The sequence below is a fragment of the uncultured Parabacteroides sp. genome, assembly GCF_902493135.1.
Classification (GTDB): domain Bacteria; phylum Bacteroidota; class Bacteroidia; order Bacteroidales; family Tannerellaceae; genus Parabacteroides.
In genome coordinates this window covers 94220-109731 of the sequence record NZ_CABUOD010000007.1, presented here as the reverse complement: position 1 = coordinate 109731, position 15512 = coordinate 94220, and the positions used below count along the sequence as shown (strand labels likewise).

The following is a 15512-nucleotide window of genomic DNA, read 5'->3' as shown; positions in this document are numbered from 1 at the left end:
GAATCAAATGTTCCTGCTCTTATGAGAAGGATTCATTCCATTCTTTCTGTACCAATGTTAATGTACAAAGACTTTGGTTGTAGTCGTAGTACCGGATGCGGACAGACGTACAATATATACGCCGCTGCAAGCCGGCATACGCAGGGTATAATTAATTGAACTATGATAGACGATCTTTCCGCTCAGGTCGACAATCGTCGCTTCTACCGGAGCGGCCGGTTCGATCACGATCTGTCCCTTTTGCCCGTAAACATGGCTTTCGGACAGGATCTTTTCGAGAGCGGTTGCAAAGTCTACCGTCACTTCACACATAGCGGTGAAACCACCATCCACGGTTGTGGCAATGATAGTTGCCTGACCGATCTTCAACGCTTTCACTGTACCGTCCGCCTCTACGCTGGCGATTGCCGGGGCTGTGCTGGTCCACTTCACATCTTTCTTGGTTGCCCCTGTAGGAGCTACGGTGGCTACCAACTTTTCAGATTTCAGACGTTGCAAGGTGAGCGTCGACTTGTTAAGGGAGATGCCCGTAACAGGAGTTCCTTCAGCCGGGGTGTCGCCAACACCTTCGCTACCGGACTTGAAGGTTACGGTAATTGTTGCATCTCCTTCTACAATACAGGTCCAGGATATGGGTTTACCGTTCGCATCATTGCGCACGGTTGTCGTTACACCGGAAACAGTTTCCACAGTACCGGATGTCGGGGTAATGGTCAACTGCATGCCTCTCTGGACATGAATCTCTTTATCAGTATCCAATGTAACGTTGGTAGCATCCGTTACAACAAAGCTGCCACTTGCGCCGGCTTTTTTAAATGTGACAGTTTGCGTTGCCACATCGATCAGCGAGACATAAGATTGGATTCCACTCAAACCGCTTACATCGAAATTATCCGAAGACGGCGTAAAAGTCACATCTTGGGAACCTGCTGCTCCAACTTCCGTAGTCTCTTTTGTCCATTTAAACTGTCCGGGGACCAGCAGATCGCCGATCTTTACCAAACCGCCATTTAACGTGGAAGTAGACAAAGAAGCGCCTGTCAGGATTGCGCTTGCCGAAGGAGCCGAAACATCACCAGAGTTTACTTTCAACTTATTGATCGTCAACGTGCCGACTTTTGTTTCCGGACAAGCCTTGTACTTTTCTGTTTTCTCACATTTTACATAAATATCATAATCACCGGCATTGACAGGAGAAACAACAACACCATTCGATTTGCAATAGATATCCCACTTGACAGTATTGTCGCCTCCCAAAGTCAGTTCACTTGCAGCGATATTAACAACCTGATTATTAAAGTCTCTCGTAACAGTCTGATTCGTGTTCGACAAAGTAATAGCTTGCTGTGCAGCAAATACATTTCCGACAACGATGTCCGGACTCGATGATTTCAAGCCATCACTTTCCAAAGTGAAGGTTTTGCCCTTCACATAAGCCTTGCTTCCAATCGTTACCGCTCCGATTTTGTCCAGATAATAACCTTCAGCCGGAATCAAATCCAATGAGAATTCCTGTCCTACATAGGTCTTCGTCTCTCCGGTTACAGCTATCGTACCGTTCTTCAGGACAACGGAACCACCCGTAATATCAGAGGTCATCGTGATCGCTTTTTCAGTAGTGCCACTTGCCACGGCATTTGCCACTACATACCCGATATTCGGATCATCCGGTACAAAATAGATAGTAGTTGTCGTTGTACCTTTAAAACCTTTTGTAGCGATCGGTTCACGACCATCCGGTTTAGTTGTTTGCCATTTACCCGGAACGGTGGCAGAACCATCAATAGCATTACCCTTTACATCACCTGAGAACGGGATATTCTTGATACCCGGTACGGCCGGGTTGATCTTTAATGTCCGAACCTCTTCACAATAAGCATATACGGCATCCGCTTCGCGGGTGATCTTCACGTAATACGTTCCGCTGTTGATCGGTTCCGCCGCAGTTTTGCAAGCGGCATCCGAGTAGTAGGCGACATTGAAACCGCCCAGGCCGGCAGCCGTCTTCACGGTATATTCCTGTTTATTGCCGGAATAGAGTACTTCAGTGGCTTCCGTCGGATTCTGGATCGTTACCGGAGTCAGTTTCTGCACTTCTGCTGCAATGCTGACCGGACCTTCTACCGTTATCGTGCTTCCGTTTTCCATTGGCTTGTTGTTGACCAATAGGCCCACTAATTTATAGTTTTTCGGATCCTTCACCGTAGCCTGGATATTTTCGATTTTAGAACCGAATTCAAAGCTTTTCCCTTCAATGTTCAGGGTTACCTGATCCGTATTGGAAACGGTTACCGGATAGCTTTCCTTCTCAAAGGATACCTGGATCGTAACATCGTCCACCTCCCCGATCGTATATACTCCGGAGACTTTTATATCCTTGTTGTTGGCAGTCAGAGTCGTCACTTTATAGCCTTTGTTCGGCAAAGCAATGATCGAAAGCGTTTTCCCTTTTGCGACCGACGAGTTAGGGGCGACTGTCGTTGTTCCTTCCTTGATCAGCAAAGAGCCATTTTCTACCGCCGGTACAGAAATACGCGCTTCAGTCGATTTCACCGCTTCAAATGTAGCTTTCACTTTATAAGAACCGGCAGCAGTGCCGACTATGAAACTGGTGTATTGTTTCAGTTCTTCGGTTGATTTCTGCTCAGTGGTAAAAACATACCCCACCGTTCCGCTTTTAACCTGTGAGGCTCCGTCTTTAGGCGTAGCCGTAATGGTCAGGGTCGTACCGACAGCAACTTGACTTCCAGAGGCAACGCTTCCCCCTTTATCGTCTGTTATCGTAATCGAACCATCGCCACCATTCTCCTTTGCCGCTTCAATGGTAACCACGCGGGTTGCCTTTTCAAATACGGCAGAGACGACCGTGTTGTCAGAAGTAAGAGCCGTTTCATCTGAGGTCACAGCGATTTCCGAACCTGTACTCAGATCAGCATCAGTCACCCCGCTCCAACCGACAACCTTATATCCGGCATCGGGAGTGGCAATAGCCTTAATCTTGGGCCGTTCCAATTTATCCCCTATATACCGGTTATCGGCGGACGCATTCTCGATTTTCACCGTGCCGCCGACGGATTGCTTAACGGTTGCGGTCACTACATGTTTAGCCTTAACCTCTACCTCTTTCGTCACCGTATTATAAACGGCAGCCGAGTCAGGGGTAAAGATCGCAGCATATTTGTTATTATCTCCTTCTCCTGCTGTAACAGCGTTGTTCGGTTCTACCCAACTCCATGTACCGGAAATCTTACGTTCCCCGACCTTCATCTCGCCACCTGTCAAGGTTGCGACCGACAAAGGTTGTCCTTGCAGCAAGGTGTCCTTAACGGCCAGTTCCCCGGCTACCGGTGTGACTTTCTCGTTAATGATCAGCTTGACGGAGTCGTTCAAGGCCAGGTGGTTGGTATCTTCTGCCAGAGTGAATTTGGCATAATAGGTTCCGGCAGTCTTTATATCACCGACTCCACTAATTGCAGTTCCTTTTGAATCGGCATAGGAAACAGCAGGAGTAACCATCGTATTGGTTCCGGCAATCACCGCCTTGACGGTAACAGCCGTTGCGCCGCTACTTGTATTTACAGTCTGCTGCGTGTTGCTTGCCGTAAACGTGACAGCCGGTTTCTTTACCCATTTGACTACAATATCGGTCCCCTTCGCCAGTGCGCCGAAATCGATGGTATAGTAGTTGCGATCCTTCAACATGCTGAAAGCATAGGGCTTGACAGCGCCTTCAACGGCATTATCGGAGGCATTTGTCCGTCCGGCTTCCTTATTATTAATGGTAATGCTTTCGAGCATCATCTGCGGATCGGCTTTCAGGCCCATAGCGGCTTTTGTTCCGGGGAGGACTTTGATTGACTCCCAGCTGCCTCTCGGCACGATCGAATCCAATTTAGCTGATGATGTAAGACCAGCTACCTGCTTCTGGATTTTCAGCGTGTCGTCATTCAACTTGGCATCCCCATTATCGGCCACTTTCAGTGTCACGGTAAAGGTGGGATAATCGGGGTGCGCCTTCGTGTCTATATTTTGTGCGCATATCACCGGAGCCACACTCAGGAGGGCGAGGGATATTGCGGATTTTATCTTTTTCATATTCTTCTTGATTTACTTGTTATTTAACGATTACTTTTTGTCTGTTTACCGCATAGATGCCGGCAGGAACGGAGATCTGATAGCCGTCCGAAGCCACACGGGCATTGAAGTAAACACGTCCTAACATATCGACAACCGTCACCTGTACAGGTTCTGCTGTATGGATAATAATCGTACCCTTTCCGGTCCGAACGAAATAGCCTTCCACAGCAATGACCTCATTACCGGTCGGCGTGTCTCCAATCTTCAGTGAACGTAACGTAGAGGTCGTGCCCGCATCTGCCAGGATATAGCTTCCGAAAGCCGGGATCTCAGCGCCATCCGTCCGTTCGAACTTCGTTCCTTCGGGATTCAAGACATAAGCCGTTTTGTTCAATGTGATCGGGTGCGTATTCGGGTTTGCCACAAACGAGAAAGCGGCTTGGGCTTCTGCTTTTGTAAGAACAGGCTGTCCGATTTCCGGTTTCGTAGACAATGACACGGTCTGCTGTTCGGGAGAGGTGACGACGATCAGGCTATCGTGTCCGGAAGTAGCAATAAGACAAGCGGAATCCAAGACTTGCGGATTCGTTTCTTTCACCTTGATCTGTGGCAGTAATCCACCGGTAGCAAGCGAGACATTTGCCTGCCAGATGCCATCGGCAGCATCTTCTGCGGCAAACTTCAACGCTTCGTCAGCACCGCTTTTCTTCACGATCAGATCGCCTGTCGTGCCCCCTTTCGGGAATCCGAATGCCGTCCATTTGCCTGCTTTCACAAGGTAGTTCAACTGCAAGACGTTTGCCGTCACATTCTGGGTCGTTGTCAATCGGGCTGCGTCGGTCAGGAAGATAACAGAGTCAAGAACCAATGGGACATTGACGGTCAGATCGGCATCTTTGGCTAATGCGATCGTGCGATTGTTATAGCGTGCTTTATTAGCATCGTTAATCGTAACAGAACCTGCAATCGTAAGACGCTGGTTGCCGACGGCTACTTTGGTAAACATAACATCATTATTAGTAGCCGAGGTATCTTGTTTCAGCCAGAAAACAAGTTTATCCGGATTCGTATTCGCGGCAAAGGCTTTAGCCGTTTCCTCACCTGTCACCAAATAGCCATCTTTACAATTGATAACAATGCTGTCCGGTGCTGTAATATATTTCAACCCTCCAGTCGTAGGCGCAGCAAACAAAGTCGGCACCGAATCGTTTAATGATTTCACAGCCAAGACCATCGATATATCCGTAACCATTACAGTGTCACCAGGATATGCGACTGGTTTTTTATAAGATGATACTATTTCATTATTATCACCATATGACTTACTAAACTGAATTAACGCATTCGGCAATGTCTTGGTCGCATTGCGGAGCGTATCGCCATTCCGGATCAAGATGCTTTTCGAACCGTCTGCATTCAAGAACCGAGTGCTCGGATCAATCGAAACTATATTCCTGTTATAATCCAAATACCCGTTAGATTCTTTTTCAAGTACATTTTCATAAGAGACAAAAACAGAGGTCGTCGCTTCTGCCATATTCTGAAGGGTACAATTTTTTAATGAAACGGAGCAATCGGCACTTGGCTTCATGCAAGGACGCTTAGTGCCTCCCGTTCCACCCCCCTTCTGGAATACGATAGGAGGTACAAATCCATAATCCTTTGTATTATCTATGATTTTACTCGTAATAGTACAATTATCCATTTCAACAACTGAACGTTCAGTACCTTCAAAGACAATAACCCCAAAGCCATTGGAACTCCCCTCTTTTCCAACACCCGCAAAAGTAGAATGGCTTGCTTTCAAAGTCATTCCGTCGGCACCATCTGCACTATACCAAGCCCCCTGCATATAGAAAGCAGCCCATCCATAAACCTGGGAATTGTTGATTACGAAATGTTGTTCGGGAGATTTAATCCAAATTGCATAATAGTAATTATCACCAACCGACAAAGTTGCGTTATTAATATTATAAGTCGCACCGGCAGCGCCAATGGCAAGAATAGCATTCACGCCTGTCAGCGCTTTTCCTTGTATAACACTTATTTCGGATCCTTCCATTATGAAATTGCAGGAACCGCCTTCATTATAGAAACCTACCTGATTATTAGCCCCCAACTGGATCTTTGAGTTATTTAATTCAACTGTTGAGGAAGTCACTGTTGGTGCGATTTTAATTGCTGCATGTTCTCCTTTGTAAAGATCACCCTTACGATGTCCTACAGTCTGCATATCTACCTTCACATTATCTAATGTAAGGTGGACTTTTGGCTGATCGATATTAATGATGGCTGCACTATCCGCAGCAGTGGCCGATTCAGTCAATTTCAGACTGGAAAGTGTAACGTCTACCATATCTGAAGGAGTAATCACCCATTTACCTTTTACGATACATTTTGCCGTGTCCGTCCCCTGCAAAGCGATGCTCTTTTTTATTAATAAGCTATCTGAAATCACATATGTCGTATCCGCCAGATTAACAATATCGGCCTCTACCGCAACAGCCGCTTTCAATTCATCGGCAGTTGAGACATTGGCTTCAAGAGAGCCTGCATAGACCAAAGTCCCTGTCTTTGTCAAGGTTGCCCCTTTTTCAATAGACAGACCGTTGTTGAAAGTCCAGGTTTTAGCTGCTGCAATAGTGAATGTACTATCTTTAGTGCTGTTTCCCCTTTGTGCTGCGGCAATCTTCACCTTAGCTCCAGTGACGGTAAGGTCGGCATCGTCAAGGCCGAATCCCACGTTAAAGACAGGAAGGTTATCCCCTTTAAACGTATAGTTGACTTTCCCTTTCAGATAAGGGGCACTCGCTTCATTTGACCCTGAAGTTCCCCAAGCATCCACCGCCCCAAGGCTGTAATGCTGGTTGGCATCAGCCGGGAATGTACAGTTATCAAAGGTCACATTCAAAAGACTTTCAATGCGGGTTCTGACAGTTCCCGATATTACGCTTGCATTATTATCACCCTGTCCGGATGTAGATTCCTGTATGTCGCCTTTTTCAAAGATACAGCCGGTTGCCACTATATTGATACTATCCGACCAACCATTTGATCCGGCCGCACTAAACTCATGGATCTTAGTTCCGTTAAGTTCAGCCCTAACGTTCTTTAAATGGGAATAACTTTCTCCGCCGCCTATAGCTAAGTTGTTGATTTCCACTTTCCCCGTTTTAAAATAGGCAGTACGCGTCTTACAATTGGACGATTCATAAGTAGTAGCACTCGTATTACCACATCTACCGGCATTCGCAAACGGACCGGCAAAAGCATAACCCGAAACCTTTGCAGTACCGGATATTTCCATATAAACCGAGTCGGTAAAAGAGTACATGCCTCCGCTGCCAAGTATCTTATTCGTGATTTCACCTCCGCTGATCTTCAGCGTGGCGGTTCCGACTTTGGCAATCGTGCCTGCCGTTGTCGTGCCGTACCCGAAGCCGCCACCGAAAATGTCACTCAGTTTACCGCTGATCATTTCGATATAAGAAGTCTCTGCTTCCGCGCTGCATTTACCTCCTATCACAACCAGTTTCGCATCATTTTTACAGGTAAAGTAATCCGCTGTTGTTCCGTCTTTTGCGGCATTTAAGACTGAAACTTTTATTGAATCGAGTTCTGTCGTACTTCCTTTTTGCAGTTCGATTCTAATAGGATTTCCATTCGCAAAGAGAGTGTCTTTGGCTCCGGTTTTAAAGGTCATCGCGGAACTACTTGAATGTAGTTTCCCACCGGTTGCTGTTTCTGCATGCAGCCAACCGACACTTGCCGTCAGCCCTATTCCGACGGCAAGCAAAAAGTGTAATTTTCGCTTCATAAGCTTTTCATTTTAAAAGTGAGTTATTAATATTGAAATAAATCTTTAACATTTATTACATGGGACTACCCCTCTCGTACGAGAGTACACCACCCCTCCAATGCCAGGGGCATGTGCCACTCTAACGTTAGAGGGTGCCACCCCTCTCGTACGGGAGTACATGGCCACTCTAATGCGAGAGTGGCGGATGCCCCCGGACAGGTTAGAGTTCACCGGGGCGTTCCTCTTCGCCTCCACCCACCGTGAGTAGGATCGGGAAACGATAGGTACGCGGTTCCTTTACTATCGAGTAGTTGCCACCGGCCTGCGTCGTAATACTTAAATAGTAAGAGCCGTCGGCCAGGTCGGGGATCGAGATGATGATCTGCGATGTGGTGTTAGTGACCACCAGATCAACTTTCTGAGGCTTGCCGTCTGCGGTATCGGGAGTGAAGTAAACACCTACGGAAGGATCGTTACCTTTTAACAAAAGAGTGTTGCCGTCGATAACGGCAGGTTTACCGGATGTCAGTACCTGGTTTACTTTGCCGGTAGCCGAGTCAGTGATGTTGTTGATCACCGGACCGGTCGTTGCCATGTGCAACTTAGCAGTGAGATTTTTCAGGCCTTTGATGAGTTCGCGACCAGGCGTGTAAGTGATGCCGAAGCCGTTCTTCTCAGGATCGAAGACAGGCTTTTCGCCACTATACCCGCCGTAGGTGTTGAGCAACCACTGGCCTACCCCGTCGACAACGCTTTTGCCACCGAGGATAGCTTGAATCTTCTTTTGGTCGGCAAGGCCAAGGATCATGAGAATGGTTTCATAACGGAACTCAGTACGTTCAGCCACGATGTCTTTGGCAATGTTCTCGTTGTGGACCGTGCCGGTGATATTCACTTTTCCGGTGTAATCGCCGGGAGCTTCGGTCAGGACGTTGTCGTACAAGTCTACAGACAAGATCGTTTTTTCGGTAGCCATAATATTCTAAATTTAAGTTGCCCGTTGGTGAGGCGGGAAATACCAATACATTTGTTTCATACCCTTATTTATGATATAAGGTGAAATGAGTGCTTTCAGGTCTCTATCCGAGAAAAGTAATTTCTAAGAACAGGGTATATCGTACTGACTTTGATGTAATATTTTAAAGATTAGGGTATTTTTATTTCATATCCTTAATCTAAGGATTATTAAAAGCAAGACAGTCCCGATCCGTCTTATGCCTGTAAAAAAGAAGGGTACTATCAAACAGGCGATTAGGCTGACATTGGTTGAATTATTGTCAAGGGGGTTTTGATTATTTTTTTAAATTCCTGGAATTAACTTGCTTTTCATATTTTTTATTATGACCTTTGCCACGTATTCAATGATACAAGGGGTATTCACAAATCATAAAAAGCTGTATATAAATCGAAAAGCAGCCGATTTCCCTTATATCATAAATAAGGGTATTTTCTCCTTTCTTATCAATTTTTCCACTTTATTTATTACTAATTCATTCGCATTTCCGATCTCACGCGGGTCAAGTCTTGCCAGATAATGATGAGTCATTTTCTCGGAAGTATGCCCCAATGCCTGGCTGATTACATTCACGGCTACATGTTGGCGGTAGGCTTCCGAAGCCCAGGTATGCCGGAAAACGTAGCTCGTCAGCGGAACAGGCAGCCGCAAGCGTTCGCCGATCTTTTTCAACTGCCGGTTGTATTCGGCAAGCAATGCTTTATACTGCTCATGATTGGTTTCCTTCGACAACAGCGGAAAAAGATAAGGAGAGCGTATATCCGCATAGCGGTCGATCAGATACTTCATGCTGGTGCTGATCTGAATCTGTATCAGCGTTCCTGTCTTCTGCCGATGATAAGTCAAAATACGTCCTCCTTTCTGAATATTATCTTTCGTCAGATGCACCAAATCAACAAAAGGCATCCCGCAAGCCATAAAACTAAACAGGGCAAGCCCCGCCGCCTGGGCTTGTTCCGGACAGTCTTTATAATCCAGACGGGCCATCATCTCCATTACCTTCACCGTCACGGCACGTTTCACGGTCTCTTCCCGCTTTAACCGGATTCCTTCGAACGGATGTATCTTCGGTTTATAACGGGCTTTCCGGCAAATCTTGTTATACATGGACCGGAAACAACTAATATAACTGTTTACCGTATTCACACGCAAGCCTTCATTTCTCAGGGAAGACATAAAATCGGTCACTTGCAGGGGCCTTAATTCCTTAAACGAAAAAGTTTCCTTCCCGCAGAAACGTAAAAAGCGGTTCCGCACCGCCCGGTACAGGTCAGCGGTACTCTCTGCACCAGCCTCCCGCTTCTTCTTTTCTTGCTCCCGCATCAATTCATAAAAATCATTCTTTTCCATAAGCTAATCACCTCTTTTTAAAAAAGGTAAATATACAACAGGATACCCGAAGGAATGGTTATCTGATTAAATTCGTACTTTTGCAAATTCATACAAAATTATATGGATAAAAAGAGCTGATAATGTTACGGAAAGGAGACCTTACACAAGGAGGCATAACCACCACCCTGCTACAATTCACATTGCCGATGCTGGCAGGGTCGCTTTTGCAACAATGCTATAACATAGCCGATACGCTGATCGTGGGACAATGTATCGGTGCAAATGCGTTGGCCGCGGTCGGTTCCGCCTATACCCTGATGGTTTTCCTGATCTCTATCCTGCTGGGGTTGTCGATGGGGAGCGGTACGGTTTTCTCGCTGCAATACGGAGCCGGCAACTTGCCTGCCCTGCGACGTAGCGTCTATGTTTCTTTCCTGTTGATCGGCACGGTGACCGTCTTGTTGAATGGGGCGGCGTTTTTCTGGCTCGATCCGATTTTGCGATGGTTGCAAGTTCCCAGTGATGTTTATCCGTTGATGCACGGCTATCTATGGATCATTTTCTGGGGGATAGCTTTTACTTTCCTGTATAATTTTTATGCGGCATTGCTTCGCGCCGTGGGCGATTCCGTGACACCTCTATGGTTTCTGGCCGTATCGGTTGTTTTGAATATCGGGCTTGATTTGTTCCTTATCCTCATCCTGGACCGGGGTATCGAAGGAGCAGCGGTCGCAACGGTCGTCGCACAAGGAGCGGCAGCATCCGGCATTCTGTTATATACTTACAAGAAACGTCCCGAACTGCGGTTGCACCGGGAGGATATGCGCTTCGACCGTTCCAGCCTGAAAGAAATCACTTCCTTCTCCACACTGACTTGCATCCAACAATCTGTGATGAACTTCGGTATATTGATGGTGCAAGGGTTGGTAAATAGTTTTGGCACGGCTGTCATGGCAGCATTCGCCGCGGCAGTCAAGATCGACTCTTTCGCCTATATGCCCGTTCAGGAATTCGGGAATGCTTTTTCCACTTTTGTCGCCCAGAATTTCGGGGCGCGGAAAGGAGATCGCATACGCCGGGGAGTACGCAGCGCATTTCTTATAACGATCGTCTTTTCCCTTGTCATCTCGCTGTTGGTTTTCTTTTTTGCCAAGCCGTTGATGCTTATTTTCGTCCGTCCGGATGAAACCGAGATACTTCGCATCGGAGTAGAATACCTACGCATCGAAGGGACTTTCTATTCAGGTATCGGTATCTTGTTTCTCCTTTACGGTTATTACCGTGCCGTCCGTATGCCGGGAATGTCCGTCGTGCTCACTGTTCTGTCTTTAGGCACACGTGTCGTTCTTTCTTACTGGCTGGCCTCCATTCCTTCTATCGGGGTCACCGGTATTTGGTGGTCTATTCCTATCGGTTGGTTCCTGGCCGACTTGGCCGGCATCGCTTATTACCGCTACCGCAAATATGCAGCCTTACGGGCCTGACAAAAAAGGAACAGACATAACAGGATAACAGATAGAACGGCTATCGGTCAGAAGGATGTTAATACTCCAAGCCGAATTGCCACAAAGGGATTACATTCATATAGCCGGTTTCGATATCATCTTTCACAATGAAACCATTGTCCAAACCCTGCAGTTGCTTTTGTTTCTTATTTCTACCCCCTACCTCAAACGTGAGATCATCAATCAAGAAATCAGAAACCGGGGAAACTATTACATCATGCCTGACACGCATTTGGTTTAAAAAGAAAGTCTCACGGATATTACCGACATCAGAAGCATCACGACCTAAACAATAAATCAGATTCGTATTGTCAAGATAAATTTTATCAACCTTTCCCAAACCACGGATTCCCCCCGTCGCATCCCGCAGCTGTACAATCAACTCGGCTTCTTCGATATAGAGGCAATAATCAGCGATGCTGTTCCGGCTTGCTCCCAGCATCATGGCAATGCTGCTCATATTCGGCTTAAACGGGACACTTTTAGCGATAATGGCTAACAGTTGTTTCAACTTACGCCCTGTAGAAACATTCAAATCCGCAAACAGCGGGATATCGGATTCAAGTGTTTGATTTATTATTTGCTGTAACCGCAAATCAAAATCTTCATCCAAGGCAAAAGGATAATATCCTCGTTTCAGATAATCCGAAAAGAATGTGAACGGACGAAAACCTTCCGGCAAAATCACTTTATGTTGAAGAATATCCGACAACGTATATATATCGATATCGATATTATGAAACAATTTCAGATATTCCCGAAAAGACAGACCCTGCATTTGATACATAACAGCCCTGCGGCTCAAATCAGATACACCTTTATTGATGTCTAATACAGAAGAACCTGTGAAAACGACATTCAGTTCAGGATGATAGTCATAAATCAATTTAAGTTCTTTAGACCAGTCTTTATATTTATGAATTTCATCTATAAACAGATACTTTCCTCCCAACTTTACGAAACTATCAGCTAAGTCTATCAATTTATGGCTGGCAAAATAAAAATCTTCGGCTGTGACATATAAAGAAACATTCCTATCCAATTCTTCTTTGATATATTGCAGGATTAGCGTTGTCTTGCCAACCCCTCGCGGACCGGTCAAACCAATCATCCGGTTCTTCCAGTTGATCCGGAAATACATATAACGATGAAAACCGGTTGTAGTCTCTTGCAACAGTTTACTAAAATGCTCTTGAAGTTTATCCATGATCTTTATTTCTTGTCTCAGACAAAGATAGCCATTTTGCACTTTGATAGTGCAAAATGGTATATAAAATTGCACTCTCACAGTGCAATTTCGTATAATATCTACATAACAAGAGGATGAAACAGTCAAAACATCTATTCCAAGAGATTTGACTCTTGCCGGATTTTTCTATCTTTGCAGCCGTAAAAAGTAATGATAAATTATGGACGACAGTATTCCGCGAGAAACAGAAACAGTAAGTAACACGTAACGCGCAGGGGTAAAAACAGCAAGGCCTCTGTACGTTGACAAAAAAACGAAAGGAGGCAATAATGAGAACTTTTCTTTATTGTGAAGCCGGCTTTGTGGAAAAAGACCAGTGGCTTCCAAACAGCTGGATCAATGTAGAATGTCCCACACCGGAGGATATCCATTACCTGACAAACCAATTCAATGTTCCCGAATCTTTTTTAAGCGATATTGCCGATACGGACGAACGCCCGCGTATCGAATATGAAGGGAATTGGTTATTGACTATCATTCGAATCCCGGTGCAGAGCCAGGAACAAGGTATTCCTTTCACGACTATCCCTTTAGGGATTATGACAAACAATGAAATCATCATATCCGTTTGCTATTATAAGACGGAACTGATACCGGACTTTATCCGCTACACACGCCGTAAAGAGATTGTCGTACGTCATAAATACGACCTGATCCTGCGGCTGATCCATTCGTCCGCCGTATGGTTCCTGAAATATCTGAAACAAATCAACAACGAGGTGGCGCATGCCGAAAAAGCTTTGGAAAAAAGCATTCGGAACGAAGACCTGCTTCGCCTGATGAAGTTGGAGAAGAGCATGGTTTACTTCAATACTTCCATCCGTGGCAATGAAGTGATGCTCACCAAGCTTCAAAGCATCTTCCAAGAACCGGTTTATATGGACAACGAGCTGGTGGAAGACGTGGAAACCGAGTTGAAGCAGGCGCACCTCACAGTCAATATCTATAGCGACATCCTGACCGGCACGATGGACGCGTTCGCCTCCATCATCTCCAACAACGTGAATACCATCATGAAACGCATGACCTCCATCTCCATCATCCTGATGGTTCCCACCCTCATCGCCAGCTTCTACGGTATGAACGTCCCGATCTATGGTGAGAACATGCCATACGGTTTTGCCGTCATCGTCATTGTCTCTATCACATTGTCGGCCTTATCGTTCTTTATTTTCAAGAAGATAAAATGGTTCTAAACATAAAAAATCCGCTTTACCTTCACAGGCGAAGCGGATTTAAAATCGATAAGTTTTTTCTAATCAAATATTTAATCAGAAAACAATATCTTGGGAAGGATAATATCTAATTCTGATAAATAAGTTGCAAAGGACGTGCCAGAAATGAAAAACGGGATGTATTTATAAATAAGATACTGATATACACGGTTATAAAAACGACACATAATATAAAAGGAATCGGGAAAGTGTGGAACAAATTGGGGACAGTGTGTAAAAATTCCACAACCGGTTGTGGAATTCCTACTTTTTGATGTGGAAAGAGCAATAATAATCGACAGCCTTTTTCAGCAAATCTTCCGGGAGATCGAAGGATTCATCGAACAAAGAAGTTTCGACAGCAAGTACTTTCTTCTTCGGATCTTTTTTCCAGTTGCCGACGATACGGCCATTATACAGGATCACGGGGTAAAAGATGCCGTACGTATTGAATGCCTTAGGATGATGTTCACGTAGCATAACGGTCGTCCGGTCTTTATAACTGATCAGATATTCATCATACGAAGGCAACAGATGCAGCACTTTCCGGCAACGGGCCTTCTGGTCACAGGTTGTATGCAGATAAAAGGTTTCCGAATCAAACTTTTCGGCAAGCAGATCACCTTCAATCAAAGCAACCGCTTGCCGCGCCTCAGCCGTCGTCAAACCGGACCACCAGACAAAATCGGGCAACGTCGCCGGAGAATGGCTTTGGAAATACAAGGTAGCCAACCGGGCAAGTGCCTCTTCCCGAAGGAGTTCTTTCACCGGAGGCACACGTTCTTCCAACAAAGCATAGGTCGGCTTCCTGTTCTTATCCACCCCGCTGCATATAAGGCCATCCGTTTCGGCACGGACCAGGAAATAATGTATCAAGTGATTGTCTGCCTCGACCCCTGCCCGGCCGAACTCATCCGTCAACTCCTGTTTTGTCAGGCTCTTGTTCCCACCCAACAATTGTTCCAGCAGTCTGCAACCTTTCGCATAGAAACTTCCGGTTATCTCCATCTTCCGGCTTTTGGCATAAGAATCGAAAGCCGTCCGTATACGGCCTCCCGACAATTGCAACATCCAGCGGATATCCTCTGCTGCGATGAAATGCCAGGTCGGTCGTAATATATGGGTACGCAGGATTTCCCCCTTTGCAAGCGCATCGTCCACCGCCTGCAACGATGACGATTTCAAGCGGGTTCCGACCGCCCATTTCGCCATTGCATATTCCTGTGCCTGGATAGCTCCCATCCAGGCAACCACTTCCTTCGGACTCTTGAACCGGGGTTTTGCCAATTGCTGGCTTAACAGGCGGATATCGGTCAGCATA

At 45.9% G+C, this 15512-nt stretch carries 8 protein-coding genes; 2 read left to right on the top strand and 6 right to left on the bottom strand.

The window, feature by feature from the left end; translation table 11 throughout:
- Positions 1 to 57: 57 nt before the first annotated feature.
- The 4 genes from RDN79_RS05070 to RDN79_RS05055 all read right to left on the bottom strand — a co-directional run bounded on the left by RDN79_RS05070 (position 58) and on the right by RDN79_RS05055 (position 10241).
- Entirely contained in the window at positions 58 to 4095 is a 4038-nt protein-coding gene (locus RDN79_RS05070) for an Ig-like domain-containing protein (protein WP_298553751.1), read from the bottom strand.
- Positions 4096 to 4114: 19 nt separating this feature from the next.
- Positions 4115 to 7894 carry a DUF6383 domain-containing protein gene (locus RDN79_RS05065; protein WP_298553749.1) on the bottom strand — a complete coding sequence of 1260 codons (3780 nt, stop codon included), beginning with the start codon at positions 7892 to 7894 and terminating at the stop codon, positions 4115 to 4117.
- A 202-nt stretch (positions 7895 to 8096) separates the two neighbouring features.
- Complete coding sequence (locus tag RDN79_RS05060) at positions 8097 to 8852, bottom strand: DUF4469 domain-containing protein (RefSeq protein ID WP_298553744.1); 756 nt, start codon at positions 8850 to 8852, stop codon at positions 8097 to 8099.
- A gap of 450 nt (positions 8853 to 9302) precedes the next feature.
- The gene (locus tag RDN79_RS05055; RefSeq protein ID WP_298553741.1) at positions 9303 to 10241 is read right to left on the bottom strand and encodes a site-specific integrase; all 939 of its coding nucleotides are present in this window, start codon (positions 10239 to 10241) and stop codon (positions 9303 to 9305) included.
- A gap of 122 nt (positions 10242 to 10363) precedes the next feature.
- Between RDN79_RS05055 and RDN79_RS05050 the strand changes: the two genes are divergently transcribed.
- Positions 10364 to 11707, top strand: coding sequence for an MATE family efflux transporter (locus tag RDN79_RS05050; protein WP_298553738.1), 1344 nt, complete (start codon positions 10364 to 10366; stop codon positions 11705 to 11707).
- A gap of 58 nt (positions 11708 to 11765) precedes the next feature.
- Here the strand turns inward: RDN79_RS05050 and RDN79_RS05045 are convergent, their stop codons facing one another.
- Entirely contained in the window at positions 11766 to 12935 is a 1170-nt protein-coding gene (locus RDN79_RS05045) for an ATP-binding protein (protein ID WP_298553735.1), read from the bottom strand.
- A gap of 311 nt (positions 12936 to 13246) precedes the next feature.
- Between RDN79_RS05045 and RDN79_RS05040 the strand changes: the two genes are divergently transcribed.
- A complete protein-coding gene (locus RDN79_RS05040) occupies positions 13247 to 14173 on the top strand; it encodes a magnesium transporter CorA family protein (protein WP_298553732.1) in 927 nt (308 codons plus the stop codon).
- Between the two features lie 282 nt (positions 14174 to 14455).
- Here RDN79_RS05040 and RDN79_RS05035 read toward each other — a convergent pair whose 3' ends face one another.
- Positions 14456 to 15511, bottom strand: a complete 1056-nt coding sequence (locus RDN79_RS05035; protein ID WP_298553728.1) for a winged helix DNA-binding domain-containing protein — start codon at positions 15509 to 15511, stop codon at positions 14456 to 14458.
- Between the last annotated feature and the right edge of the window lies 1 nt (position 15512).